Source organism: Actinoplanes sp. URMC 104 (genome assembly GCF_051386375.1).
In the GTDB taxonomy this organism is placed as follows: domain Bacteria; phylum Actinomycetota; class Actinomycetes; order Mycobacteriales; family Micromonosporaceae; genus Actinoplanes.
Genome location: NZ_JBPQTO010000011.1, coordinates 1269410 through 1293607, shown reverse-complemented (window position 1 = coordinate 1293607; position 24198 = coordinate 1269410). Strand labels below are relative to the sequence as shown.

18 protein-coding genes are annotated in these 24198 nt (G+C 73.9%); 7 read left to right on the top strand and 11 right to left on the bottom strand.

The window, feature by feature from the left end; translation table 11 throughout:
* Positions 1-106: 106 nt before the first annotated feature.
* The 3 genes from ACSNN8_RS31705 to ACSNN8_RS31695 all read right to left on the bottom strand — a co-directional run bounded on the left by ACSNN8_RS31705 (position 107) and on the right by ACSNN8_RS31695 (position 2594).
* Entirely contained in the window at positions 107-877 is a 771-nt protein-coding gene (locus tag ACSNN8_RS31705; protein WP_436653649.1) for a hypothetical protein, read from the bottom strand.
* 915 nt (positions 878-1792) lie between these two features.
* A complete protein-coding gene (locus tag ACSNN8_RS31700) occupies positions 1793-2200 on the bottom strand; it encodes a four-helix bundle copper-binding protein (RefSeq protein ID WP_436653648.1) in 408 nt (135 codons plus the stop codon).
* 55 nt (positions 2201-2255) lie between these two features.
* Positions 2256-2594, bottom strand: a complete 339-nt coding sequence (locus ACSNN8_RS31695) for an STAS domain-containing protein (protein WP_436653647.1) — start codon at positions 2592-2594, stop codon at positions 2256-2258.
* 271 nt (positions 2595-2865) lie between these two features.
* Here ACSNN8_RS31695 and ACSNN8_RS31690 point away from each other — a divergent pair, with 271 nt between their 5' ends.
* Positions 2866-3399 (top strand): LytR C-terminal domain-containing protein, encoded by a 534-nt coding sequence (locus ACSNN8_RS31690; RefSeq protein WP_436653646.1) that lies wholly within the window; start codon positions 2866-2868, stop codon positions 3397-3399.
* Between the two features lie 17 nt (positions 3400-3416).
* On the opposite strand, the gene ACSNN8_RS31685 is transcribed toward ACSNN8_RS31690, so the two are convergent.
* The 4 genes from ACSNN8_RS31685 to ACSNN8_RS31670 form a co-directional block, all read right to left on the bottom strand.
* Positions 3417-6968, bottom strand: coding sequence for a TIR domain-containing protein (locus ACSNN8_RS31685; RefSeq protein ID WP_436653645.1), 3552 nt, complete (start codon positions 6966-6968; stop codon positions 3417-3419).
* A gap of 76 nt (positions 6969-7044) precedes the next feature.
* A complete protein-coding gene (locus ACSNN8_RS31680) occupies positions 7045-9996 on the bottom strand; it encodes a BTAD domain-containing putative transcriptional regulator (RefSeq protein WP_436653644.1) in 2952 nt (983 codons plus the stop codon).
* Positions 9997-10262: 266 nt separating this feature from the next.
* A complete protein-coding gene (locus ACSNN8_RS31675; protein WP_436653643.1) occupies positions 10263-11285 on the bottom strand; it encodes a glycoside hydrolase family 11 protein in 1023 nt (340 codons plus the stop codon).
* Positions 11286-11646: 361 nt separating this feature from the next.
* Positions 11647-12597: an SDR family oxidoreductase gene (locus ACSNN8_RS31670; RefSeq protein ID WP_436653642.1), complete on the bottom strand. Its 951-nt coding sequence runs from the start codon at positions 12595-12597 to the stop codon at positions 11647-11649.
* 184 nt (positions 12598-12781) lie between these two features.
* Between ACSNN8_RS31670 and ACSNN8_RS31665 the strand changes: the two genes are divergently transcribed.
* Complete coding sequence (locus tag ACSNN8_RS31665; RefSeq protein ID WP_436653641.1) at positions 12782-13627, top strand: helix-turn-helix transcriptional regulator; 846 nt, start codon at positions 12782-12784, stop codon at positions 13625-13627.
* Positions 13628-13731: 104 nt separating this feature from the next.
* Positions 13732-14526 (top strand): hypothetical protein, encoded by a 795-nt coding sequence (locus tag ACSNN8_RS31660; RefSeq protein WP_436653640.1) that lies wholly within the window; start codon positions 13732-13734, stop codon positions 14524-14526.
* A gap of 45 nt (positions 14527-14571) precedes the next feature.
* Here ACSNN8_RS31660 and ACSNN8_RS31655 read toward each other — a convergent pair whose 3' ends face one another.
* Entirely contained in the window at positions 14572-15459 is an 888-nt protein-coding gene (locus ACSNN8_RS31655; RefSeq protein WP_436653639.1) for an alpha/beta fold hydrolase, read from the bottom strand.
* A 49-nt stretch (positions 15460-15508) separates the two neighbouring features.
* Between ACSNN8_RS31655 and ACSNN8_RS31650 the strand changes: the two genes are divergently transcribed.
* Positions 15509-16177: a TetR family transcriptional regulator C-terminal domain-containing protein gene (locus ACSNN8_RS31650; protein ID WP_436653638.1), complete on the top strand. Its 669-nt coding sequence runs from the start codon at positions 15509-15511 to the stop codon at positions 16175-16177.
* A gap of 96 nt (positions 16178-16273) precedes the next feature.
* Here ACSNN8_RS31650 and ACSNN8_RS31645 read toward each other — a convergent pair whose 3' ends face one another.
* Entirely contained in the window at positions 16274-16801 is a 528-nt protein-coding gene (locus tag ACSNN8_RS31645; RefSeq protein WP_436653637.1) for a hypothetical protein, read from the bottom strand.
* Between the two features lie 841 nt (positions 16802-17642).
* Entirely contained in the window at positions 17643-18686 is a 1044-nt protein-coding gene (locus ACSNN8_RS31640) for an amidohydrolase family protein (RefSeq protein ID WP_436653636.1), read from the bottom strand.
* A 180-nt stretch (positions 18687-18866) separates the two neighbouring features.
* Here ACSNN8_RS31640 and ACSNN8_RS31635 point away from each other — a divergent pair, with 180 nt between their 5' ends.
* From ACSNN8_RS31635 to ACSNN8_RS31625, 3 genes are all read left to right on the top strand, one after another.
* Positions 18867-20267 carry a hypothetical protein gene (locus tag ACSNN8_RS31635; RefSeq protein WP_436653635.1) on the top strand — a complete coding sequence of 467 codons (1401 nt, stop codon included), beginning with the start codon at positions 18867-18869 and terminating at the stop codon, positions 20265-20267.
* Positions 20268-20330: 63 nt separating this feature from the next.
* Complete coding sequence (locus ACSNN8_RS31630) at positions 20331-21809, top strand: gluconokinase (RefSeq protein ID WP_436653634.1); 1479 nt, start codon at positions 20331-20333, stop codon at positions 21807-21809.
* Positions 21810-21874: 65 nt separating this feature from the next.
* Complete coding sequence (locus tag ACSNN8_RS31625; RefSeq protein WP_436653633.1) at positions 21875-22684, top strand: alpha/beta fold hydrolase; 810 nt, start codon at positions 21875-21877, stop codon at positions 22682-22684.
* Here the strand turns inward: ACSNN8_RS31625 and ACSNN8_RS31620 are convergent.
* Positions 22681-24180, bottom strand: coding sequence for a diguanylate cyclase domain-containing protein (locus ACSNN8_RS31620; RefSeq protein WP_436653632.1), 1500 nt, complete (start codon positions 24178-24180; stop codon positions 22681-22683). The genes ACSNN8_RS31625 and ACSNN8_RS31620 overlap by 4 nt on opposite strands.
* Between the last annotated feature and the right edge of the window lie 18 nt (positions 24181-24198).

The following is a 24198-nucleotide window of genomic DNA, read 5'->3' as shown; positions in this document are numbered from 1 at the left end:
CCTTGCGGTGGGAAGCCGGCGTCCTCGGGCCTTGGTCTCCGGGAGCCGGCTGATGGCCGCCGCCGGGTCTTTGCGCCGGCGTCGGCCCGATTCCGGACCGGAAGGTTCAGCTGGGAGGACCGCAGTACCGGACGGTACGTCCGGAGGTGCTCGCATCGGCGGGCACGGGAAGCAGGGCAGCCGCGAACCGCGGCCACCAGCCCGGCGGGACGGTGCCCGCCGGAGGCCCACTGCCGCCGCCCGAGTCCCGGACGTGCCCGGCGCCCGCGAAGTGGTCGCCGGGATGCAGGGGAGCCGGTGAGGGGGTGGCCGGGAAGGGGCCCGAGCCGGTCACGGTCCCGCCGGGCCGGATGCCGGGCGGTGCCGTGGAGTTCTGCCGCATCCGTGAAGCCGAGGGGACGCAGCCGCTGGTCGGCTCGGACGCCGTCGCCGTCGCCGTTGTGGGCACGGCGGGACTGATCAAGCCGGCCACAAGAGACGCCGGACCCGGCACCACGAGAGCGTTGAGGGGCGCCTGAGCCGGCACGACGGGATTGTTCGAGGCGGCGGCCGTGAGGGGTGCCCGGGCCGGCACGACTGAGTGGTCCAGGCCGGCCGGGAGGATGGCTGCGGCGTTCAGGGCGGCCGGGAGCGTCAGTGCGCGAACGGCGGGCTCGTTCAAGCCGGGCGGCAGCGGGGCGGCAGCGCGTATGACCAGCTGATTCAGGTCGGCGTGCCGGTCGGGCAAGGTCGGGAGCGACGATTCGGCGGTGGGCGCGAGCAGGCGGGCCGTCGCGCTCTTGTGCATGATCGTGCGTGGCACGTTCCGCAGACGCTCGGGCAGCAGGGCCGCGACCGCGGGCACCTTCCGGACGACGAGCCGGTCCTGTGCCGACACTTCGATGGCAGTCGTCCGGGCAAGTATCTTCCACGCAGGAGCCGGCGGGTTCGCAACGCTGCGAGAAGCTGCCTTGACGGCCGAGACGACCCGCGGCCGGACCGCAGCCGGCGTCCGGACCGTGGCCTTACGCGTCACGACCCGGGCTGCAGCCGTCCGCTGCTCCACACCGCGAAGCACGACCCTCTGTTGCTCGGTTGCGGGCGAGAGGCCTGCCTCGCGCGGCAGGGCGGTGCGTCGTGCTGCCCCGCGCGGTACGGCCGTCTGGTGCTCGGCCGCGCGCGAAAGGACAGTCCCGGCCTTGGCCGGGTGGGGGAGGGCGGTCCGGGCCTTCGACGTGCTCGGCGGAGCGGTGCGTTTCGCGGTCCCGCGCGGTATGGCCGTCTGGTGCTCGGCTTCGCGCAACAGGGATGTCCGGTGCTTCACCGCGTGCGGGGCAGCCGTGCGTCGCGCTGCCTCGCGGGGCAGGGCCGTGCGTCGCGCTGCCTCGCGGGGCAGGGCCGTGCGTCGTGCGCCCTCGCGCGGTACGGCCGTCCGTTGATCGGCTTCTCGGGTGGGAGACGGCCGGCGCTCCGCTTCGCGAGGGTGTGCGGCGTCGCGCGGTACGGCTGCCCGGGGCTCCACTTTGCGCGGCTCGGTCACCCGCTGGGCGACCTCGTCCCGTACGGCGCCCGGCAAGCCGTCGTCGGCGCGGGCGGCACGGTCCAGGAGGCTCAACGCGAAGTAGGCGGCCACCACGAGGCCGAGCAGGGACAGGAGGCGGGCGGTGCGCTGCAGGGCGGCCGCCGCCGTCTTCGCGCGCAAGGGGTCACCTCCCGCCGGCGCGTTCGTCAGGCATCGATGGGTGCCTACCCCCTGGGCGCGGGCTGACACCGGTCGGGCAGTGCCAACTCCAACGCCGTACGTCGATGTCTGTCAGCCCATGGCCTCGAGCAGGTCGCGGCAGGCCTCGCCGCAGGCCCGGCACGACCGGGCGCAGATCCGGCAGTGCTCGTGCATGTCGATGTGCCGCCCGCACTCGTCGCCGCAGGCCTTGCAGACCGTGACGCAGGCCTCGAGCAGGCTGCGGCTGACGTTGGCGTCGTAGCCGGTGTGCCGCGACAGCACCCGGGCCGTGGCGGCGCAGACGTCGGCGCAGTCCAGGTTGGTCCGGACGCACTTGGTGAGGCCGGCGACCTGGTCCTCGCTGAGGCAGGCGTCGGCGCAGGCCGTGCACGCCTCGGCGCACGCGGTCAGCGCGTCGATGGCGGCCGCCAGCCGGGACCGGTCCAGGTTGATCGGCTTCGGATAGGTCTCGATCATCGGCATCGCGGTGCCCGTCATCGTTCCTCCCCGGGGGTGGGCTCGACGGGTGCCGCCTACCCCCGGGTGCCGGGCTTCATGCGTGTGCGGTGGGGATCCCGCCGATCCGCAACACCTCGCGGACGACGGGCCGGGCGTTGGTGACGTCCAGCCGGCAGTCGCCGCGGGCCAGGCGGTACGCGTACGCCGCCAGCGGCCGCAGGCCCGCGGCGCCCAGGAAGCCGACACCGGCGAGGTCGACGACGACGCGCTGCGGGCGGCCCCGTCCGGCGAGGTCGAGCAGATGGCTCAGATGGTCGGCGGTGTCGAGGTCGACCTCGCCGTGCAGGCGCAGCAGGACGGTGGGCTCACGACGTTCGACGGAGCCCCGCAGCATCGCGGAGGGGCAGCACTCGAGGGAGTCGACGAGTATCACGAGGCAACTTCCGGCAGAGGCGCACGCCGGATGCCCTCGGTGTTGAAGACTTCGGCTCGCCGCCACCCAGCGTCGCATCCCGGGCCGCCGCGGCGCCACGGGGGAGCGCTGTGGGTCTTCTCCCGCCCGGCCCCGGAATAGGCCGCGCGACGGACCGGGCGGGTCACGGCTGAGCATCGGTGGGTTGTGACCACGACCCGTCCGGTGTGTCATTGGTCATGAATCCGGGTGCGGAGTGCACGAAATGGGGGCCGGGCGCGTCATGGCAGGCATGAGCTTCACGCGCGTGCGCGCGACCCTGGTCGTGGCCTTCCTCGTCACCGTCGCCATCGTGGCCGTGGTGGTGACGGTGGTCCGCGACAGCCAGGCCGGGGCCACCGCGCGGCGGGACTGCCCGCCCGGGGTGCCGCTGGTCGACCTCCGCCTTCCCGACCAGGCCTCCCAGGTGACGCTCCGGGTGCTCAACGGCACCGGCACCGCGGGGCTGGGCGAGCGGGTCACCACGGACTTCCGGGACCGCGGCTTCCGCATGCAGCCGACCGCCGCGAGCCGCAACAAGTACGCCGGGATCGCCGTCGTCCGCTACGGCCCGCGCACGGTCGGCGCCGCCCAGTGGATCCGGGCGTTCTTCCTCGGCGAGGCGGAGCCCCAATACAGCGCGTCCCGCACCAGCGACGTGATCGACGTCGTTATCGGCCGCCAGTACCGCCAGCTCGCGACGAAGACCGAGGTCAACCAGTCGCTCGCCCAGCTCAGCGTGCCCTCGCCGCCGCCGGGCACCTGCGCGGCTCCCACCAACCGCTGAGGGCCGGCAGTCCGGGCTCAGCAGGTGCGCCGGTACTTCACCTCCGGGATGTAGCGGGCCCACTCGTCGGCGGTCAGGCCGCGGCCGGTCACGGCGCAGGCGTAGTGGGCCGGGTCGGCGCGGAGGGTGTTCAGCTTGCTGTAGCTCCACAGCGAGACGGAAGCGGGTTCGTGGACGCGCCTGCCGGTCACCGCCAGGGTGCGCCCGTCGCTCCGGAAGGTGACCCCGCTCGCCGTGGCGCCGACGCCGGCCTGCACGGTGGCGAGGCGGACCGGTTCGGCCGGGACGGTGGTGTCCCAGATCGTCGCCCGGGACTCCGCGCCCGCGGTGACCAGGGTGCGACCGTCCGGGCTGAACTGCAAACGGCTCGCCCACCTGCCCTCGCCGGTCAGCGTGGCCAGCCGGTGCGGGCGGGCCCGGTCGGCGACGCCCCACAGGATCGTGGCGTCGTCGGAGGAGCCGCTCGCCAGGGTGCGCCCGTCGGGGCTGAACGTCAGCGCGTCCACCGATCTGCTGTGGCCGGTGATGGTGGCCCCCCGGGCCGGAGCGGAGCCGCCCGCCAGGTTCCACAGGTTGATCACCGGGCGTTCCTCCTCGGCGGTGGCCAGGGCGCGCCCGTCGGGGCTGAAGGCCACCGCCGCGCCGAAGCTCGCGCCGGTCACCTTCGCCCGCAGGACCGGACGGGACAGATTTGCCACGTCCCACAGCAGCAGGGTGGTGTTGCTGTCGACCACGGCCAGCGTCCGCCCGTCGGAGCTGAACGCCATCGCGTTGGTGCCCCAGAGCTCGTCGGTCAGGGTGGTCAGCTTCGTCGCGGCGGCGGGCCGCCTGGTGTCCGCCACCGTCAGCGTCCCGCTCTCGTCGGCGACCGTCGCGACCTTCCGGCGGTCCGGGCTGTACACGACCGCCCGCACCGCTTCGGTGCGCAGCGTCGAGTCTTTACCCGGGACGGGACGGCCGACGTTCGTGGTGTTCCACGTCCGCGCCTTGCCGTCCGAGCCGGCGACGACCAGCGAACGACCGTCCGGGTTGAAGACCGTGCTGCGCGGCGCCTCGTCCGGAACCCCGAGCGTGGCCAGACGCTCGGGAGCACCGGGCAGCCCTACGGTCCACTCGGTCGCCGTCGCGGTCGAGTCCGCGGTGACCAGCGTGCCGGCCTTCGGGTCGACGGCCACCGTCGTGATCGGACCGCGGGCCCGGACGGTGGCGAGCGCGGTGGGCCTGGTCGAACCGGTCAGGTCCCACACCACGGCGGTCCCGCTCGCGTCACCGGCGGCCAGCATGCTGCCGTCCGAGCTGAACTCCACCGTGGTGGCGTCCCCGGACAGGCCCGACACCGAGGGCGGCGGCTCCTCCTCCTCGGGCAGGTCGAGCATCGTCGGCGGCGGCAGGATCGGCGCCTCGGGCGTGTCCTCGTCGTCGGGCTGGTCGGTCAGCGGTGGCGGCGTCCGGACCGGCGCCTCGGACGTCTCCTCGTCGTCGGGCAGGTCGGGCAGATCGGGCACGTCGGGCTGGTCGGGCAGCGGCGGCGGCGTCCGGACGGGCTCCTCGGACGCGTCGGCGTCGTCCGGACTCTCGGGCAGGGGCGGCGGCGGCACCGGTGCCGTAGGTGTGGTCGTCCCGGGCAGCGCGGGCTTTCCCGGCGGAAGGTTCTGCGCCTGCGCGTTCAGCTCCTTCGCCATGCCTGCCGGGGTCATGCTCGTCATGTCGAGCAGGGTCACCGTGCCGGCCACTCTGCCGCTGTAGGCCAGGGTCTTCCCGTCCGGGCTGAACGCCATCGGCACGAAGCCGAAGCTGAAGACGCTCCTCATGCTGACCGGACGGGCCGGATCGGTCAGGTCGAACACCGGCGTCCACCGGCCCTGATCGACCATGAGGAGGCGCCCGTTCGGGCTGAGCGCCACCTGCATGACCGGATAGGGACGCCGCGACTCGACGGCGAGCTGCCGCGGGTGCCTGCGGTCGGCCGTGTTCCACACCTTCACGTCGCCGGCGCCGTCACCCGTGACCAGCAGCCTCCCGTCGCGGCTGAACGACATGGTCGTGACGTCGCCGTCGTGCTTGAGCGTGGACAGCCGGACCGGGCGGGACCGGACGGCGACGTCGAACAGGACGGCCTCGTACGTCGCGTCCACGACGGCCAGCGTCTTGCCGTCCGAACTGAACTCCAGCACGCCGTCGGTCGCCACCCTGGTCGGGAGCACGGCGAGCCGCACGGGCTTCACCGGGTTGGACACGTTCCACAGCGACAGCCGGTTGTCGGTGCCGATCGCCGCCAGCACGCCGTCCGGTGCGTACGCGGTCGCCGTCACGTCGGCGAGCGTGCCGGTGTACCGCGTCGAGGACACCACGCCGGCGAGCTGGCGGCGGGTGGTCGTGTCCGGGTAGATCCGCTGGGCCGCGGCCCCCAGCTGCAGGGCGGTCTGCGGGTCTTCGCCGATGGTCACGACGGCCTGGTTCAGCAGCCGGCGGCTGACCGCGAGCCGCTGCTGCTCGTCGGCCTTGGCCTGCTGCCGCGCGGCCTCCTCGCCCGCCTCGTGGGCCAGCCGCCGCTGCTCCTCGGCGATCTTCGCCTGCCGCTGCGCCTCGCCCTGCATCTCCCGCGCCCGCTCGGCGGCCTTCTGGGCCAGCTCCTGCTGCTCGCGCGTGCGGTCCTTGGCCTGCTCGGCGCGCCACTGCTGGCGCCGCGCCTCGGCCGTGGCATGGTCGGCCAGCTCCTGCTGGTCGCGCGCCCGCCGCTCGGACTTCTCCGCCTCGGCCCTGGCCTGCGCCGCCCGGACCTGCTGCTGCGCCGCCAGCTGCTGCAGCTGGGTCGCCAGCTCCTGCTGCCGGCGCGCCTCCTCGGCGGAGCGCTCGGCGCTGCTGCGCTGCGACTCCGCGACGCCCTGCTGCCGGAGTGCCTCCGCGGCCGCGGCCCGGGCCCGCTCGGCGTTGCGGACCGCCGACATGCCCGCGGCCGACGCCAGCAGGGCCAGCACCACGAGGGTGACCGCGGCGCCCGAGCGCAGGCGCTTGGCCCGGCGGTGCTGCCGGACGTCCTCACCCTCCAGCTCGTCCTTGCTCACGCCGTGCATCGGGGCGGCCAGCTGCGCGATCGCGTCGCGGAAGCGGGAGTGCTGCAGGCTCAGGTGCTCGCTGCCGCGCGCCCACCGCAGGTCCAGGATGAACGGCTCCTCGGCGAACACCCCGCGCAGCGCCGCCGCCACCGCCGTCGAGTCGTCGGTGAAGTCGCCGCGGACCGGGTCCCACGCCCATTCGCCGTCGGTCACCACGGGCAGGATCCGGTCGGCCGGCTTGGTGGCCAGCCAGTGCTCGATCTCGCGGTTGACCCACGGCGACTGCGCGGCCTCGGGCGAGGCGAGCAGCACGAAGTACTCCGAGCTGTCCATCGCCGTCTGGATCGACGTCCACAACCGCGGCGTCACCGACAGGCCGGTCTGGTCCCGGAAGATCCACAGGGCGCGCCGGCGGTGCCAGGGCCGGCCCAGACGGTGCAGACCACGCTGGACGGCCGGGGCCAGCCGGCCGTCGGCGGCGTGGCTGTACGAAATGAAGCCATTGAAGTTCATGGCGGGTCCCCCGTGGTCGGCGCGTGCTGCGACGACAGATTGTGCCTGGCCGCGGCCCCGGCGCAAAGTCGGTGGATCAAACCGCGAGGTCAGGGGCGGCGGGCACCGCCAGTTCCGCGAACAGCCGGCGGGCGAGATCGCGGTGCGGCCGGCCGCCTGCGTCGTCCAGGGTGGCGGCGACGCCGTCGTGGGCGCGGGCCTGCTCGTACCGGTCGCCGATCTCCCGGGCGAGGGTGAGCGCCTGCTCGTGCTGGGCGCGCGCCTCGCCCGCCTCGCCCGCGGCCCGCAGCACCCGGCCGAGGTCGTTGAGCGCCTCCGCCTCGCTGGCGCGGTCGCCGATCCGCCGCAGCAGCAGCAGCGCGCGGCGCAGGTGGTCCGCCGCCTCGCCGAGCCGGCCGCCGCGCGCCTGCATCGCCGCCAGGTCGGTCAGCACGTACGCCTCGGCCGTACGGTCCCCGGCCTGCCGCACCGAGTCGAGGTTGAGCTCCAGGCGGGCGGCGGCCCGCTCGGCGTCGGCGGGTTGCGCGGAGAAGCGGGCCAGCAGCGAGAGGACGTACGCCTCGCTGAACCAGTCGCCGAGCCGCGTGACCAGCTCGAGCGCCGCCCGGAGCCGCTCGGTGGCCTGCGCCTGGTCGCCGAGCCGGGCGTCGACCAGGGCGAGGCGTACGGAGGCGTCCGCCTGCCCGGCGTCGTCGCCCAGCCGCCGGTAGGACGACCACGCCTGCCGGTAGTGCTCCGCCGCCTGCCGGTAGTCGCCGAGCCGCCAGTGGACGCTGCCCAGGTTGCGCAGCGCCACCGCCTCGTCGGCGTGCTCGCCCAGGTCGGCGTAGAGCGCCAGCGCCTGCCGGTAGATGCGGGCGGCCTCGTGCAGGTTGCCCTGCCGCCGGTGCAGCCGGCCCAGATCGGACAGTGCCCGGGCCTGGGCCTCGCGGTCGCCCAGTGCCCGGGCCGCCGACACGGCCGAGGCGGTGACGGCCACCGCCTCGGCGACCGGACCGCCGGCGTCGAGGTAGCGGAACATCGTGCGCGCGAGGTCGATCGCGAAGCGGTGCCAGCCGTGGGCGGCGCCGTACGTGCAGGCGGCCGCCAGGTTGGGCCGTTCGGCCTCGATCCAGCCGCGGGCCGTCTCCGGGTCGCCGCCGGCCGTGGCGTCGTCCGGGTAGAGCGTGCCCATCGCGGCGACGGCGCCGGCCAGGTAGTGGTCGAACAGGCGGGTCAGCGCGGCCCTGCGGTCAGGCTCGGGGTCGTGCCCGGCCGCGAGCTCGGCGGCGTACGCCCGCAGCAGGTCGTGCATGCCGTAGCGGCCGCCGCGGCCGACGTGCACCAGGCTGGCCCGCACCAGCACGCCGGCCAGCCGCCGGGCCTCGCCCGCCCCGAGCCCGGTCAGCGCCGCCAGGGCCTCGACGTGCACGGTGTCGCCCGGGTGCAGGCCGAGCAGCCGGAACACCCGGGCGGCGTCGGCGGGCAGGTTCTGGTACGACCACGAGAACACGGCCCGGACCTCGGCGCGCGGATCGCCGGCGTCGAGCAGATCCAGCCGTACGCGGTGGTCCCTCAGCTCCTCCACCAGCTCGGCGAGCGAGACGTCGGTGCGCGCCGCGGCCAGCTCGGCGGCGATCCGCAGGGCGAGCGGCAGCCGGGCGCACGCCGCCGCCAGGTCCTCCGCGACGGCCGGCTCCCGGTCCACCCGCTCGCCGATCAGCCGGCGCAGCAGCGCCAGCGCGTCGTCCGGCGGCAGCAGGTCCAGGTTGATCCGCTCGGCGCCGTGGATCGCCACCATGCCCGGCAGCGCGTCCCGGCTGGTCACCACGACCAGGCTCGATCCGGCGCCGGGCAGCAGCGGCCGGACCTGCTCCACCGAGGACGCGTTGTCGAGCAGCACCAGCATCCTGCGGCCGGTCAGCTCGGACCGGTAGCGGGCGGCGCGCTCCTCGACGCCCGGCGGGATCTCCGGCCCGCCGATGCCCAGCGCGGTCAGGAAGCCGGCCAGCGCATCCCCGACCGCGACGGGCTGCTCGGTGTCGTAGCCGCGCAGGTTCACGTACAGCTGCCCGTCCGGAAAGGCTTCCCGGACGCGGTGCGCCCACCGCACGGCGAGCGCGGACTTGCCGACCCCGGCCGTGCCGGACAGCAGCACGACGGTCAGCGGCGGCTCGTCGCCGTCGGCAGGGGCCAGGGCCCGGTCCAGGGCGGCCAGCTCGCCGACCCGCCCGGTGAAGGCCCGTACGTCGGCCGGCAGTTGCGCGGGAACGGTGGGCCCGGCCGGCAGCGGAGCCGGGGACGCGGCGGTCAGCGTCGGGTCGGCGGCCAGGATGCGCTCGTGCAGCCGGCGCAACCCGGCGCCCGGGTCGCTGCCGAGCTCGTCGGCCAGGCTGTGGCGGATCCGCCGGTACTGCTCGTCGGCGTCGGCCTGCCGCCCGCACCGGTAGAGGGCGAGCATGAGCTGCTCGGTCAGCCGCTCGTCCAGCGGATGCCGGGCCACCGCGGCGGACAGCGACGGCAGCAGCTCGGTGTGCCGCCCGAGTCGCAGCAGCACGTCGTTGTGGTCGAGCTCGGCGGCGAACCGCTCGCTCGCCAGCGACCGCCGCACCGCTTCCAGCCACGGAGTGTCCAGCCCGGCGAACGGCTCCCCGCGCCACAGGCCGAGCGCCTGGGTGAGCAGGTCGGCGGCGGAGCGGTCCGACTCCGCGTCCCGCGCCTGCGCGACCAGCCGGCGGAAGCGGTGCAGGTCGACCGTCTGCGGGTCGGCGGTCAGCACGTAGCCGCCGGGGCGGCGCTCGATGCCCACGTCGCCCGCGTCGGCGAGCGCCCGCCGCAGCCGCGACAGGTAGCTGTAGAGCGCGCCGTCGGCCCGCTGCGGCGCCTGCTCGCCCCAGACCCGGTTGATCAGCGTGTCGACCGGCACCGGACGCCCGGTCTCGACCAGCAGCGCGGCGAGCACGCTGCGTTGCCGGGCATGCCCGAGGCCGACCGGCCGGCCCGCGATCGTGGCCTCCACCGCGCCGAGCACCCCGAACTCCGCCGTCAACTGACCTCCGCACGCTCACCGGCTCCGACGGCTCCCACCAGGACATTCAAGATCCTCACAAGGAGCCCGACCAGTCTTGCATGCTTCCCACAAGGTGCTGCGACCACTATTGACCACGTTGCAGGGAACAGGTCGCCCTCGCCCGGCTGCGCGCAGCGTAACGGGGGAATCGGGACGCAAGGGTGATACCTGGAGCGACGGGCGACCTGCCCTGCACCAGAACTGCGACGGGCGCGGCGGAACGGGGCCGCCGCGCCCGTCGAGGATCAACTCGTCCGGCAGGTGACCGTGGGCCAGGTCCAGTTGCCGTTGGCCATGATGGTCACGCCGAAGTTGTTGCCGTTGCCGTTCGGGCGCGCGGTGACGGCGCCGCTGGTGCCGGTGACTGCGGCGTTCCAGCTGTTCTGGATGCTCTGCCCGCCGCCCAGGTTGAGGGTGACGGTCCAGTTGCTGGCGTTGCTCACCGCGACGTTGAGGTTGAACCGGTCGCCGTACTGCTGGCCGGCCGAGAGCGTCGCGGTGCAGTTGCTGCCGCCGCCGGTCGGGGGCGGGGTGGTGGGGTTGCCGCCGCCGCTGCTGGTGCCCTCGCGGACGGTGATGTCGGAGCTGCCGCTGCTCTGGTAGCCCTCGGTGGCCATGATCTGGTAGCTGTGGTTGGTGCCGAGGTTGAGCCCGGCGCGGGCCCAGGCGTCGAAGTGGTTGGCGATGGTGATGGTGCCGCTGCTGCGCTTCTGCTGCCGGACGCTCCAGAACTGGTAGAACGTCTGGTTGCCGTCGATGGAGGGCGCGTTGACCCGTTGGCTGCGCAGGATGTCGTAGGTGCCGCCGTCGGTGGTGACGGTGCCGAGTCGCTGGGCGCCGCTGCTGGGGTTGTAGCTGCCGAAGTTCTCGACGATGTAGTACTCGATCAGCGGGTTGCGGGTCCAGCCGTAAAGGGCCAGATAGGTGTTGTTGTTGCCCGGGTTGTAGGTGCCCGAATAGGTGACGGTGCGGCGGGTGCCGGTGGCCCAGCCCTTGCCGCCGACCCAGTTGTTGGTGCTGCGGTCCCACGAGCTGGAGTAACGGCCGTCGGCGCGCAGCGTCATGCTGGCGTTGCCGCTGTCCTTCCAGAACGAGAAGTAGTAGCCGTTGTGGGTGCCGGTCAGGTTCGAGGTGAGGGTCCGGTCGGCCTCGGCGTGGGCGCTCGGAGCCGCGATCACCGTGCCGGCGATGCTCAGCACGGCGGCGCACGTGGCGCCCAGCAGCAGCCGCATCCGGCTGCGCCTCGGTCGGGGAGCGGTTTCTGTCATTCCTGCTTCCTCCTCATGGCAGCGGTCCGCGAGCCGGCAGCGGTGCGGCACGACCCGGCGGATTCCCGGCGGTCCGGTGGCAGACCCCCGGGGAGCGGTGTCGTACGCGCTGCGGTGCGGCGGCACTCGTCGTCAGATCGACGAGTGCCGATTCCTGACTGGACCGTACGAGGGAGGCCGCGGAGTGTCAACAAGTTGCGGAGCGATTCCGGAACTTGTGCTTCCCTGCGTACGACGTCTTGCCTGCTCACGATCCTTTCCGGCGCTCACCTCCGAAGGCCCGCTCGGAGGCTCGCCGGGCAGGCTACGGAAGTTTCGGCGCTTGCTGCTCGTTCGCCGCCGCGCTGACGCGGGCCGCGGGTCAGAGCGCGGGCGCCGGGAAGGCCGTACGCGTCAGGTCCTCGGAAATCTGCCAGATGCGCCGCGCGTCCTCCTCGCTGCGCAGCCGGCGGTAGAGGGGCTGCTCGACGGGTGCGCCGGCCAGATGCTGGAAGCCGCCGGGGCCGTACAGGCGGGCGCCGCGCGCGTCCGGCGAGGTGGCGGCGTACAGGGCCGGGAGGGCGGCGCTGTCCGGCGTGCCGACCAGGATGCCGCGGCTGCCGAGGGCGCGGACGAGGCGACCGCCGAGGGTGGGCCGGGCCCGCCCGACCTCGGGCCGGGACTGCAGCAGGCTCGTGGGGGCGATCCCGGGGTGCGCCAGGTTGCTGGTGATGCCCCAGCCGCCGGCCTCGCTTCGCCGGTCCAGCTCCAGGCCGAACAGTCCGAAAGCAATCTTGGACTGGCTGTACGCGCGCATGCCGTCGTACGTCCGCTCCCAGTTCGGGTCGTCCCAGTGGATCGCATTGGCGCTCGCGGCGATGCTGATCTGCGAGGTGACCCGCGCCCGTCCCGCCCGCAGCAGCGGCAGCAGACGGCCGGTCAGCGCGAAGTGGCCGAGGTGGTTGGTGCCGAACTGCAGCTCGTACCCGTCGGCGGTGGTCTGGCGCTCGGGCGGGGTCATCACGCCGGCGTTGCCGATCAGGATGTGGATCGGCCGGTTCTCGGCGAGCAGCTCGTCGCCCAGCGCCGCCACCGAGCTCAGCGACGACAGGTCGAGCCGCCGCAGCGACAGCGCGGCCCGCGGATGCTGCTGCCGGATCGCGGCGACCGCGGCTTCCCCCTTGCGAGCGTTCCGTACGGGCATGAGCACCTCGGCGCCGGCCCCGGCGAGGCGCGTCGCCAGGCTCAGCCCGACGCCGTCGCTCGCGCCGGTGACGAGGGCGAGCTTCCCGGTGAGGTCGGGCAGGGTGAGGTCCGGTTGCGGGCGTGCCATCGGTGACTCCGATCGTTGGTGGTGCTCTCCAGGCTGCGCCGCGGCCGCGGGCTCAGCCACGGCCTGTCGATCCCCCCTTTTCGCGGGTGACCGGCCGGTAAAGGGGGATCGGCTGTCCGTGGTTGCCGGGCACGATCGGCGGTAGAACAGGCGGGAACCACCGAGACGCTGGAGGAACGTCGTCATGATCGATCGGGCCGGGCTCGCCGAGTTCCTGCGCCGCCGCCGCGAGTCGCTGCAGCCCGAGGACGTCGGTCTTCCGCGCGGCTCGCGGCGCCGCACCAGCGGGCTGCGCCGCGAGGAGGTCGCGATCCTCTGCCACATCTCCACCGACTACTACAGCCGGCTGGAGCGGGAACGCGGGCCGCACCCGTCCGAGCAGATGATCGCCTCGATCGCGCAGGGCCTGCACCTGTCGCTCGACGAGCGTGACCACCTGTTCCGCCTCGCCGGCCACCACCCGCCGCCGAGGGGCGCGGCCGGCGAGCACATCGCCCCCGGCCTGCTGCGCATCTTCGACCGGCTCGCCGACACCCCCGCCGAGATCATCACCGAGCTCGGCGAGACGCTCCGGCAGACCCCGCTCGGCGTCGCGCTGACCGGCGACAACACCCGTCACGCCGGGCCCGCGCGCAGCATCTGCTACCGGTGGTTCACCGACCCGGCCTCCCGGGCGCTCTTCCACCCCGACGACCACCCGACGCACTCGCGCGTGTTCGCCTCCGGGCTGCGCCACGTGGTCACCCTGCGCGGGCCCGGCTCGCGGGCCGCGCACCTGCTGAACCTGCTGCTGGACACCAGCGAGGAGTTCCGCGCCGTCTGGGCCGAGCACGAGATCGGCGTACGCCACACCGACGTCAAACGCTTCGTGCACCCCGAGGTCGGCGAGCTCCAGCTGACCTGCCAGTCGCTGGTCGACCCCGAGCACTCGCACGTGCTGCTCGTCTACACCGCCGTACCCGGCACGGAAAGCTACGAGAAGCTGCGGCTGCTCTCGGTCATCGGCACGCAGGAGATCCTGACGTCCTGAGCCGAATCCCCTTGCGCTGCGCGGCTCCGATCCGCATTCTGGAGCACTTTGCATGTGCCGGGCGCCGGCGGAGGGCGGGCGCGGCCGGAGGATCGGAGAGCACCTTGACCATGCCCGAACAGCACGCGGCCGTTCTGCACCGTGTGCGGAACGCGATCAGCGCCGACGACCGGTTCCTCGGCCTGGCGGCCGGCGGATCCCTGCGTGCCGGCACCCTGGACGCCTACTCCGATCTCGACTTCATCGTGGTCGTGAAGGACGACGAGCACGCCGCGGTGATGGCCGGCATGCACGAGGTCGCCGCGTCCTGCGGCACGCTGCTCGCGGCGTTCACCGGCGAGCACGTCGGCGAGCCGCGGCTGCTCATCTGCCTGTTCGACGATCCGCTGCTGCACGTGGACCTCAAGTTCCTGCGCCTGGACGAACTGGGCCGGCGCACCGAGGACCCGGTGGTGCTGTGGGAACGCGGCTCGGCCGTCTCGGACATGCTCCGCCGGACCTCGGCCACGCCGCCGTCGCCCGACGCGCAGGGCATCGAGGACCGCTTCTGGGTCTGGGTGCACTACGCCGCCACCAAGCTGGGCCGCGGCGAGCTGTTCGAGGCCCTCGGCTTCCTCGGCTTCCTGCGCGAGAACGTGCTCGGGCCGCTGCACTCGGCCAGCCGTGGTCAGGAGCCGCGCGGGGTGCGCCGGCTCGAGGACCTGGCTCCCGGCTTCGCCGCCGAGCTGCGCGACACCGTCGCCGGACACGACGCCCGCCAGTGCGCCGACGCCGTGTGGCGGTGCGTCGAGCTGTACCGCGAACTGCGCCCCGCCGGCATCGTGCACCGCACGGCCGCCGAACGGGCGAGCACGAGCTACCTGGCCGAGGTGACCGGTGCCGGATCGCGAGTCGGTTGAGCCCATGCGTCACGGGTGAGGGCTTGCTGCAGCGGTGAACCGTCGTCACACGACGTCAGGGCGGACCGGGGTGTCAGCGGCGAATGCGACGATCCGTGCGGCGAGTTCGTCGGGATGCCACAGGACCAGGTCGTGGCTCGCTTCGGGGATGACCTCGGCGACGGCGCGCGGCATGCGAGCAGTGACCGTGGCCGCGATCTCCCCGGCGTCGTACAGCTGGCTGTGGCCACCCACCAGCACCAGCGTCGGCGCCATGACGCGTCCGAGTTCGTCGTCGGTGAGCGGGGTGGGCAGGATGTGCTTGCGCCGGAAGCCGAAAGTGGCTTTGACCAGCGGCATCGCCTCGTCGTCGCGCAAGGCGAGGTTGCGCAGCGGCCGAGCCAGCGCGCGCCGGATCGGCCTGGGCGTGAAGCTGGCCAGTCCGCACGCGATCACCCAGGCCAGGAACTTCGGCCCGACCTTGCCGAAGCCGCCCGGGTCGAGCAGCGTCAGGCTCGCGACCGCATCCGGTGATCGCAATGCGTGACGCAAGGCGATCCATCCACCGTACGAGGTGCCGACCAGATGGGCTTGGCTGACGTCCAGCGCCGTGAGGATCTCGTCAAGCCACAGGGACCATTCGTCGCCGTTGTCGATGGCGCGGGTCTGAACCGACGGGCCGGGCTCACCGACGGGGTCGATCGCGATCACCGGGCGAGATGCGGCAAGCCGGCCGACGTACGCGTGCCACATCAGCGACGGCCCGCCCGAGCCCGGCAGCAGCACGAACGGACTCTGCTCGCCGGAACCGAGCCGGTGGACGCGGGTGGTGCCGAAGCTCGTCACCACATCGGAGTCGACCGACGAGGACGGCCAGAGCCGGGCGACCAGATCGTCGTAGACGGTGAGGAAGCGGTCGCGGGCCCGATCATTGCGAAACTCGCCGACTGGCATGGTGGCCTCCGTCCGGCACCCTGTTGTGATACGAGCGTATCATCAAGCGGTGCCGACACGGGTGGACCACGAGCAGCGACGACGGCAGATCGGTGAGGCCCTGCTGCGGATAGCAAGCACCCGTGGCCTGCAATCGGCCACCATGCGGGAGGTGGCCGCCGAGGCCGGTGTCTCGCTGCGGCTCGTGCAGTACTACTTCCACACCAAGGAACAGCTGTTGCTGGCCGCGCTCGCCTACCTCGCCGAGCAGCTCACCGAACGGGTGTCGGCGAGCATCCGGGCTCTCGGCCCGGTCACCTCACGCACCGTCGTCTACGGCACGCTCACTGCGATCCTGCCGACCGACGAGGAGAGTGTGCGGCTGACGCGGGCCTACACCGGCTTCTACACCTTGGTCTTCAGCAGCGAGGCGGAGATGGCCACCCGGCACGGCGCCACCTACCCCGACAAGCTGGAATCACTGCTGGCCACACAGATCGCCGCGGCTCAAGAGGCGGGCGAGGTCGCAGCCGACGTGGACCCGGCGCTGACCGCGGCAGCGCTGCTCGCGCTGACCAACGGCCTGGGCTCCAGCGTGCTGGGCGGGCAACGCGACGGCGCCGCGGCCCTGCGGATCCTCGATGACCAGCTCGGCCGGCTGTTCCGCGCCGGGGAGTCGTCGACCCCTGCTCCAGCCCGACCGCCTCCTCATCGTCGCGACCGGGACGACCAGCGCTGACTCGCTTGCCGGCTGCTGCGCCCGGCGGGTCCCGAGGCTCACCGACCGTGCCGGAGGTCGTGCTCCGACACCGTCGCCGGCTCCGCGAATCGCACGCTAACGCCGCCACGTCCTTCGCTGCGCCTGCGCCGAGCGGCTGGTCACCTTGGGAAAGGCGGGCGGCTCGTACGGGGCCGGCCAGATCTGCAGGAGGTATTCGTCGAGCGGCGGGTCGTCGATGCCGCGGCCGGCGCTGTCCGACGCGCGGTCCATGCCCCGCGCGTGGTAGCGCAGCCGGTAGGTCGCCGCGCCGGCGGGGAGCGGGGAGAGGTCGTGGGTCTCCTCGCCGCCCCAGCAGAACAGCATGAACCGCTCGTCCTCGGTCGTCATGCTGATCTCGGTGACGTCCTCGAAGTCGCCCGAAGCCGCGCCCGGGTCCCGTGGGTCCATGGTCACCGTCAGCAGGACGTATCCGGTGTGCAGGCTGGTGCCCAGGACCGCCCCGTTGCCGACCGCGCCGATCATCCCCGTGCTGTCGGGCCCGCCGAGGTAGGCGCCGAGGTCCGAGCCGTCCGCCCGGTTGACATAGATCTGGCTGTACGCGGTGAAGACGTCCCCGTAGAGCACCACAGTTCCAGGACTCACAGACTGCAAACCTAGCCGTCCGCGGAGGGCGGGCGGAGTCGAATCGTCGGCGCATCCGTGCAGCTTCGCTCGCCTGTACGTCCTCCGCGGTTCAAGTAGCGTGACGTGCGAACTCGTTGACATCTTCCACTGACGGAATCCGGATCGGGTTCGCCAGCCTATGGCGTACTGGGTGAGGTCGGCGATTCGGCCGACGGCGAGCTCGTTCTTCCTCCGAGGGCCTGCGCACCTGAGGTTGGAACCTGCGGCGCGGCCAAGGGGCTCGCTCCACAGGCCAGGCACGAGGTGTACTGCCCGGCCATGACGCCGGCGCGATCCGTCGAGCGACCCATCGGGATTCTTGGCGGATCTGGCAATGCAGCGGGGTGCCGGCTACTGACCAGCCGCACCCCTCTACATCAATGCACGTCATCTTTCAACGATGAAGGTGGAAGGGCTCGCCCGCCGCCCTGATCATGTCCGCTCCTGCTCCGACTGGGCAGAAGTCTTGTGTCGCTCTGACCACGTGCTGTGTAGGTACCGCTATGTGCTCGCTCGTGTTCCGTCTGGTCTCGTGTAGAGAAGGCTCGTCCGGTCGTCGGCACCGAACCAGCCACAAAGTATTGACCAGAGGTCGGACGGAGCCCGCGAGGGCTGCCACTTCGGCACAGCGTACGCAACACACTGCGCTGGCTGCTGCGGCGACACCCGATCGGCTGAGTGGGCAGTCGCTAAGTCGGTCGACAGGATGCGTCGGGTGACGGTGAGGGCGCAGGCGCTCTGGCCGGATGGGGAGTGCAGTCAGCTTGGTGAATGTGGGCGGCTGTCAGCGCCATCACGCCCGGTTGCGGCAGGGGGAGGCTCAGCGGACGCGTCTGCCGCGGACGATGACGGCCCGGGGCCTGTCGAGCTGACCGAGGTCGGCGCGCGGGTCGGTGGCGTACACGACCGCGTCCGCGACGGCGCCGTCGACCAGGCCGGGCAGCCCGAGGTAGGACCGGGCGGACCAGGAGGCCGCGGCGAGGGCCTCGTGCGGGGGGACGCCGGCGGTGGCCAGCGCGCGGACCTCGGCGGCGATGCCGCCGTGCGGGCGGGAGTCGGTGCCGGCCAGCACGGTGACCCCGGCCTCGACGGCGGCGGCGGTGAGGCGGGCGTGGGCGCTCGCGCCGGGCACGTACCAGCTTCTGCGTACGTCCTCCGGATCGGCGAGGGTCTTCGCCAGCGAGGCGGTGATGACCGACAGGGTCGGCGTCAGCGCGATGCCCCGCTCGGCCATGCGCGGCAACAGGTCGAAGTCCAGGCCCATGCCGTGCTCCACGGAGTCCACCCCGGCCTCGACGGCGACCGACCCGCCCGCGCCGTGCTGGGTGTGCACCGCGAGGCGGCCGCCGACCGCGTGCACCCGGTCGACGGCCTCCCGCAGCACGTCGACCGGCATCACGGCGTCGTCCGGCAGCCAGTCGACCACCACCTTGGCCCATCCCGTACGGGCGGCCTGCTCGGCCGCGACGGCGGGCAGCTCGGCGAGACCGGGGCGCCGGCCCCATCCCTGCATGAACTGCCCGTGCTGGGCGATCCACGGGCCGGCGTGGAAGGCGCGCGGGCTGTCGTCCGCCCGGCCGAACCACTCCGGCGGGTCGCCGGCGAGACCGGGCGCACGGATGAGCGTGACCCCGGCGTCCAGGTGCGCCCGGAGGTCCTCGCGCAGCACGTCCGCGTCCAGGGGCAGGCCCGGCCGCTCGGCCCCGGGATGGGTGTGCGCGTCGACCAGCCCGGGCAGGATCCACCCCTCGGCGACGAGCTCGGCGCCGGCCACCGGGTCCCGGGTCCACCGGTCGCCGTCGGCATACAGGTCGATCGGTTCGCCCTCGGGAAGAGCGAAACCGCGGACTCGCAGAACCGTCACCACGTCACCCCCGCGCCGATCCACCCGGACGAGCAGACGGCCAGCATGCCACCTCGCCGATCGACCGTGGGGCCCCGAGCGGCGCAGCGCCGGAGTGCGGCTTGCGGTGGGTGAGCAGACCTATGCTCTGCTCGTGACGCACATGATCTTCACCGCGCGGGAGAGCGCGCGGGAGAGCCGGTGACCCGTCCCGGCGCGCCGGCGCTGGACGGGGCGCGGATGGGCCGGTGGAGCGCCGCGGCGGTGCCGTGGTGGGTGCCTCGAGGCGTGCTGGTTCTCGGGTGGGCGGTCGCCGTCCTGGTGGCGGTGGCGGGGGATACGAGCTCCTGCACGCCGCAAGAGCCGGCCGTGTGCGGGCCGGACGTGTCGTTCGCGGTGGCGGCCGTGGTCCTGCTGGCCACGCCGGTGCTGTTGTGGTGGCTGCCCCTGGCCGGCTGCGCGGCGGGAGTCGTCTTCGCCGTTCTCGATCTGGTCTTCGACGACGTACGGGCGGCGAACGTGGCCTTCGCGCTGCACGGGCTGCTCTGCCTGGCCGTGGCGGCCTGGTCGGTCGCGGCGCGGCGCCGGCAGGCGGCGGTCGTCGCGGAGGTGGCCGGGACGGTACGCCTGGAGGCGGCGCTCGCCGAGCGGCTGCGGGACACGTTCCCGGGGTGGGGAGCGCGCACGGTGGCCGCGGTCCTGCTGCTGATCGCCGGGACGGCCGGCCTGGCCTGGTACGGCCATCGGACCGATCAGGTGACGCGGCACGAGTCCGCGGCGGTCCGCACGGACGCCGTCGTCCGGAGTGCCGACGACGCCGACGATGTGATCGTCGTGGAGGCGCCGCGGCCGGTGCGGCTGGACGTCGTCGGCTCGTACGAGGTGGGTCAGGTCGTGCCGGTGCTGGTGGACGGCTCCTGGGTGCGCCCGGTCGCCGAGCCCGAGGACGTGACGCCGTGGCTCGGCGGCGGGCTGGGCGCGCTCGGCCTGGCCGTCCTGCTGCTGGCCCGGGAGCAGCGGATGCGGTCGGCGCGCCGGCGGCTGCTGAGCGGGCCGCTGCCCGCCGTGGAGGTGACCGCCGTGCCGGACGACCAGCGTCGCGCGGTCCTCGAGGCGGGCATGGCGCTGGTGCCGGTGGCCGCTACCCCGACGCGGCTGCCGAGGCCGCTCCTGACCGGCGAGGACGTGGACTGGACCGACGGGTGGGCGGCCGCAGACGAGCCGCAGACCGTGACGGTGGCCGGTGACCTGCGCGACGGCGGCTGGGTCCTGCTGGTCACGGACTCCGCCGTCCTGCTGCCCGAGGCGCCTCTGCGGACGCCCTGGCGACGCCCCGAGAAGGTCGAGGCGCCGAGCCGCCCGCCCGGTCCGCGCGAACGGGCGCTCGGCGCGGTGTCGTTGCTCGGCTTCGCCGCCGCGCCGGCCGCCGTGCTGACCGGCCTGCCCGACGGCTGGTGGCAGACTCTGGTCGTGCTGGTGGCGGGCGGTGCCCTGGCGTACGAGGGGTGGGGGCGGCTGGGTGGCCGGCCGAGGGGCGGCTTGGCGCTCGGCGTGGCCTACGTCCTGGTCGCGATCGCGGCCGTCCGGTGGCAGCATCACTAGTCACCGCGACGGCTAGGGTTGATCAGGGTCGTCCGGCCCCTGCCACCGACGACGAGGACGGCGATGACTTCCACCGACGACGTCACGCTCGACGCGGCGCTGGACCCGCTGGTCCTCGCGCTCGACATCGGGTCCACCGCGACCCGCGGCGGCGTGCACGACGCGTCCGGCCGGCGGGTGCACGGCCTGCAGCACAAGGTGCCGCACGCGTTCACGGTCGCGCCCGACGGCACCTCGGTCATCGACCCCGATCAGGTGACCGCGGAGGTCGAGCAGGTCCTCGACGCGGTGACCGGCGACCCGCGGCTGGGCACGCGCATCGCGGGCGTCGCGATGGACACCTTCGCCGCCTCGCTGATCGGGGTCGACGCGGCCGGGCGCGCGCTGACCCCGTGCCTGACGTACGCCGACTCCCGCAGCGCCGGCGAGGTCACGGCGCTGCGCGCGGAGCTCGACGAGCACGCGGTGCAGCAGCGCACCGGCACCCGCCTGCACACCAGCTACCACGCCCCGCGCCTGCGCTGGCTCGCCACCGCGCAGCCGGGCGTCGTCGCCGGGGCCGCGAAGTGGTGGTCGCTGGGGGAGTACGTCTGGGCGCGGCTCATCGGGCAGCCGCTCGCCGGGACGTCCACGGTGGCGTGGACCGGCCTGCTCGACCGCCGCACCGGCGAGCTCGACGCCGAGCTGCTCACCGCCGCGGGCATCGGCGCCGAGCAGCTCTCCCCGCCGCGGGACATGAGCGAGCCGGCCCCCGCGGCAGCCCCGGCCCGCTGGCCCGCCCTCGCCCGGGCCGCCTGGTTCCCGGTCATCACCGACGGCTTCGCCAGCAACATCGGGTCGGGCGCCACCGACGCCACGGTGCTCACCGCGGCGACGGCCACCAGCGGCGCGCTGCGGGTGCTGCTGGACGGCCCGGCGGACCCGCTGCCGTTCGGGTTGTGGAACTACCGGGTCGGCGCGGGGCAGACGCTGCTCGGCGGGGCGATCAACGATGTCGGTCGCGCAGTGAGCTGGGCGCAGAACACGCTGCGCCTCAGCCCGGAGCTCGCGGACGTCCTCACCGCGCCGCCGAGCGAGGCCACGCCGCTCGTGCTGCCGTACCTGACCGGGGAGCGCGCACCCGGCTGGGTCGGCGGCGCCCGCGCGGTGTTCGGCGGGGTGTCGGCGGCCACGGAGGCCGACACCCTGTTCCGCGGGATCGTCGAGGGCGTGGCCATCACCTATGCCCGCGTCGCCGACGAGCTGCACCCGGCCGCTCCGGGGATCGTGGAGGTCGCGGCGGCGGGGCGGGTGAGCAACGACCAGCCGGAGTGGCTGCAGGTCCTCGCGGACGTGCTGGGGCGGCCCGTCACGCACGTCACCCGGCGGCGCGCGACCCAGCGTGGCACGGCCCTGCTCGCGCTCGGCGTGCTGGCGCCCGACGTGCCCCGCGCTGCCCGCACGACCGGGGCGACGTACGAGCCCCGGCCCGCCCACGTCGAGCACTACGCACAGCGGCGCGCCCGGTTCGCCGAGGTGTACGACGCGCTCGTGCGCGGCTGAGGACGCGCCCCGCGGGCGTCGCGCACGCGACTGTGCGAGGCGGCCGGCGGCGGCACGATGGGGTGGTGTTCGCGGTCAACGGTGCGGTCCGGGTGGCGTACGACGATCTCGGCCCGCCCGGCGGTGAGCCGATCCTGCTGATGATGGGGCTGGCGGCCTCGCGCTTCTGGTGGCCGCCGGGGCTGCTCGACGCGTTGCAGCGCAACGGCTTCCGGCCCGCGGTCCTCGACCTGCGCGACGCCGGCGAGTCCACCCGCGTGCCGCGGGGGTACACCGCCGAGGATCTGACCGACGACGTGATCGCCGTGGCCGACCATCTGGGCCTGGCGGCCGCGCACGTGTTCGGACTGTCGTTCGGCGGCGTCGTCGCCCAGCGGGTCGCCCTGCGGCACCCCGGCCGGGTCCGCACGGTGACCTGCTTCGCGGCCGGCTCCAGCGACGCCGGCCTGGCCCGGGTGGTGCTGCGCTACCTGCGCTGGAGCACCCAGCTCAGGATGCTCCGGCGCACGCGCCGGAACGGCACGGACGAGGAGAGGGCCGTCGCCCTGTTCCGGATCGCGGGGTACCCCGGCGGCGACGACTTCGCCCGTACGGCCGTCGCCCGCGACCGGGAGCACGGCATCCGCAGCATGCAGGACACCGCCGCGCAGCGCCGCCAGATGGGGGCGCGGTGGCACGGGCCGAGACTGTCGCGGATGCGCGTGCCGGCGCTGGTGATGTGCGGCGACGCCGACCCGGTGCTGCACACCCGCGCCTCGCGGGAGACGGCGGCCGCCATCCCGGGCGCCCGGCTGTCGATCCTGCCCGGCGTAGGCCACGTGCCGTCGCCCGGCTCGTGGGACACGATCGCCACCGCGGTGCGCGACCTGCACTAAGCCGCGGATGCCCCGCTGCCGACCGGGTCCGGCCAGAGGGCCGCGTCGAAGGCCACCACGCGGTTGCGGCCGCCCCGCTTGGCGGCGTACATGGCGGCGTCGGCCTCGCGCAGCAGCTGCCCCGGGCTGGACGCGCCGGGCTCGCCGCCGGCGATGCCGATGCTCGCGCCCACCGCGACGGAACGGCCGGTCAGGTCGAGCGGCGGGCGCAGGGCGTCCAGCACATCCCCGGCCAGCAGCACCGCTCCGTCCGGCCCGGTCGTGGTCAGGATCGCGAACTCGTCGCCGCCCAGCCGGGCCACCACGTCGCCGGGCGCGGCGGTGGCCAGCAGACGTTCCGCCACCGCCACCAGCGCACGGTCGCCGCACTCGTGGCCGTACGCGTCGTTGATCGGCTTGAAGCCGTCCAGGTCGACGTAGAGCACGCCCACCCGGGCGCCGGCTTTCCCGCCGAGCGCCGCCTCCAGCGAGTCCTCGAACAGCGCCCGGTTGGCCAGACCGGTCAGCGCGTCGTGGTTGGCGCGGAACCGCAGGTCGTCGACGGCCGCCGACAGCCTGCGGGTCAGCGACCGGTTGTCGGTCATGGTGACCAGCTGCCGGATCACGACGAACAGCGCCAGCGCGAGGCTGAAGCCGTACAGCGCGGGGTCGACGCGGTGCTGGGCGATCGGCACCGCCACCGCGGTCACGAAGGCGAGCGAGAAGGGCACGTACGGCAGGTTGTGACGGGAGCTCTGGCGTTCGGTCATGGACGCCTCGCCGGCGAGCGTGCTCCTGCGGGGCACCGCCGCGGCCAGCACCACGAAGGCCGTGAACCACAGCAGATCCGGCAGCGCGCCGAAGCGGTACTGCCCGTCGACGACCAGATAGGCGTAGCTCGAGTCGCCGGCGAACATGATCACCATGCCGACGGCGGCCACCTCCAGGGCCGGGCGCACGGCCGGACGGGCATCGCCGATCACCAGCACCAGGACGCTGACGATCAGCGCGTCCGCCACCGAGTACGCGATCGACCCGAGGCCGGTCGCGCCGGCGCGGTACTGCGGCCCGATCGCCAGTGCCCAGACCACCAGCAGCAGCGAGGTGCCGATCAGCAGGCCGTCGAGCAGCGTCCGCAGGCTGGCCGTCGGGCGGCGCACCATGAGCACGGTGGCGACCGGGGTGCCGATCATCGTGACGGCGAACAGCGCGTTGGCGGCCGCCGGGATCGGCACGTCCGCACCGTCGATCGACCATCCGTGCGCCAGCCAGAGCGTCTCGGCCAGCGCCCAGGCCAGCACGCCGGTCCCGAGCATCCCGACGCCGGCTCGCAGCCGGCCCGTACTCCACCGCGCCGCCCGGCACCACAGCACCCCGACCACGGCTGCCGCCGCCACCACGGCGAGCTGGCTCACCCGGCCGCCGACCGCGGCGGGCAGTGGTGCGAGCCGGACGACGACGCAGTACGCCAGCACAGCCGCGACGGCCGCCACGAACCGCACCTGCCTCGTCGTCATCGCGCTCCCGTCCGGCTG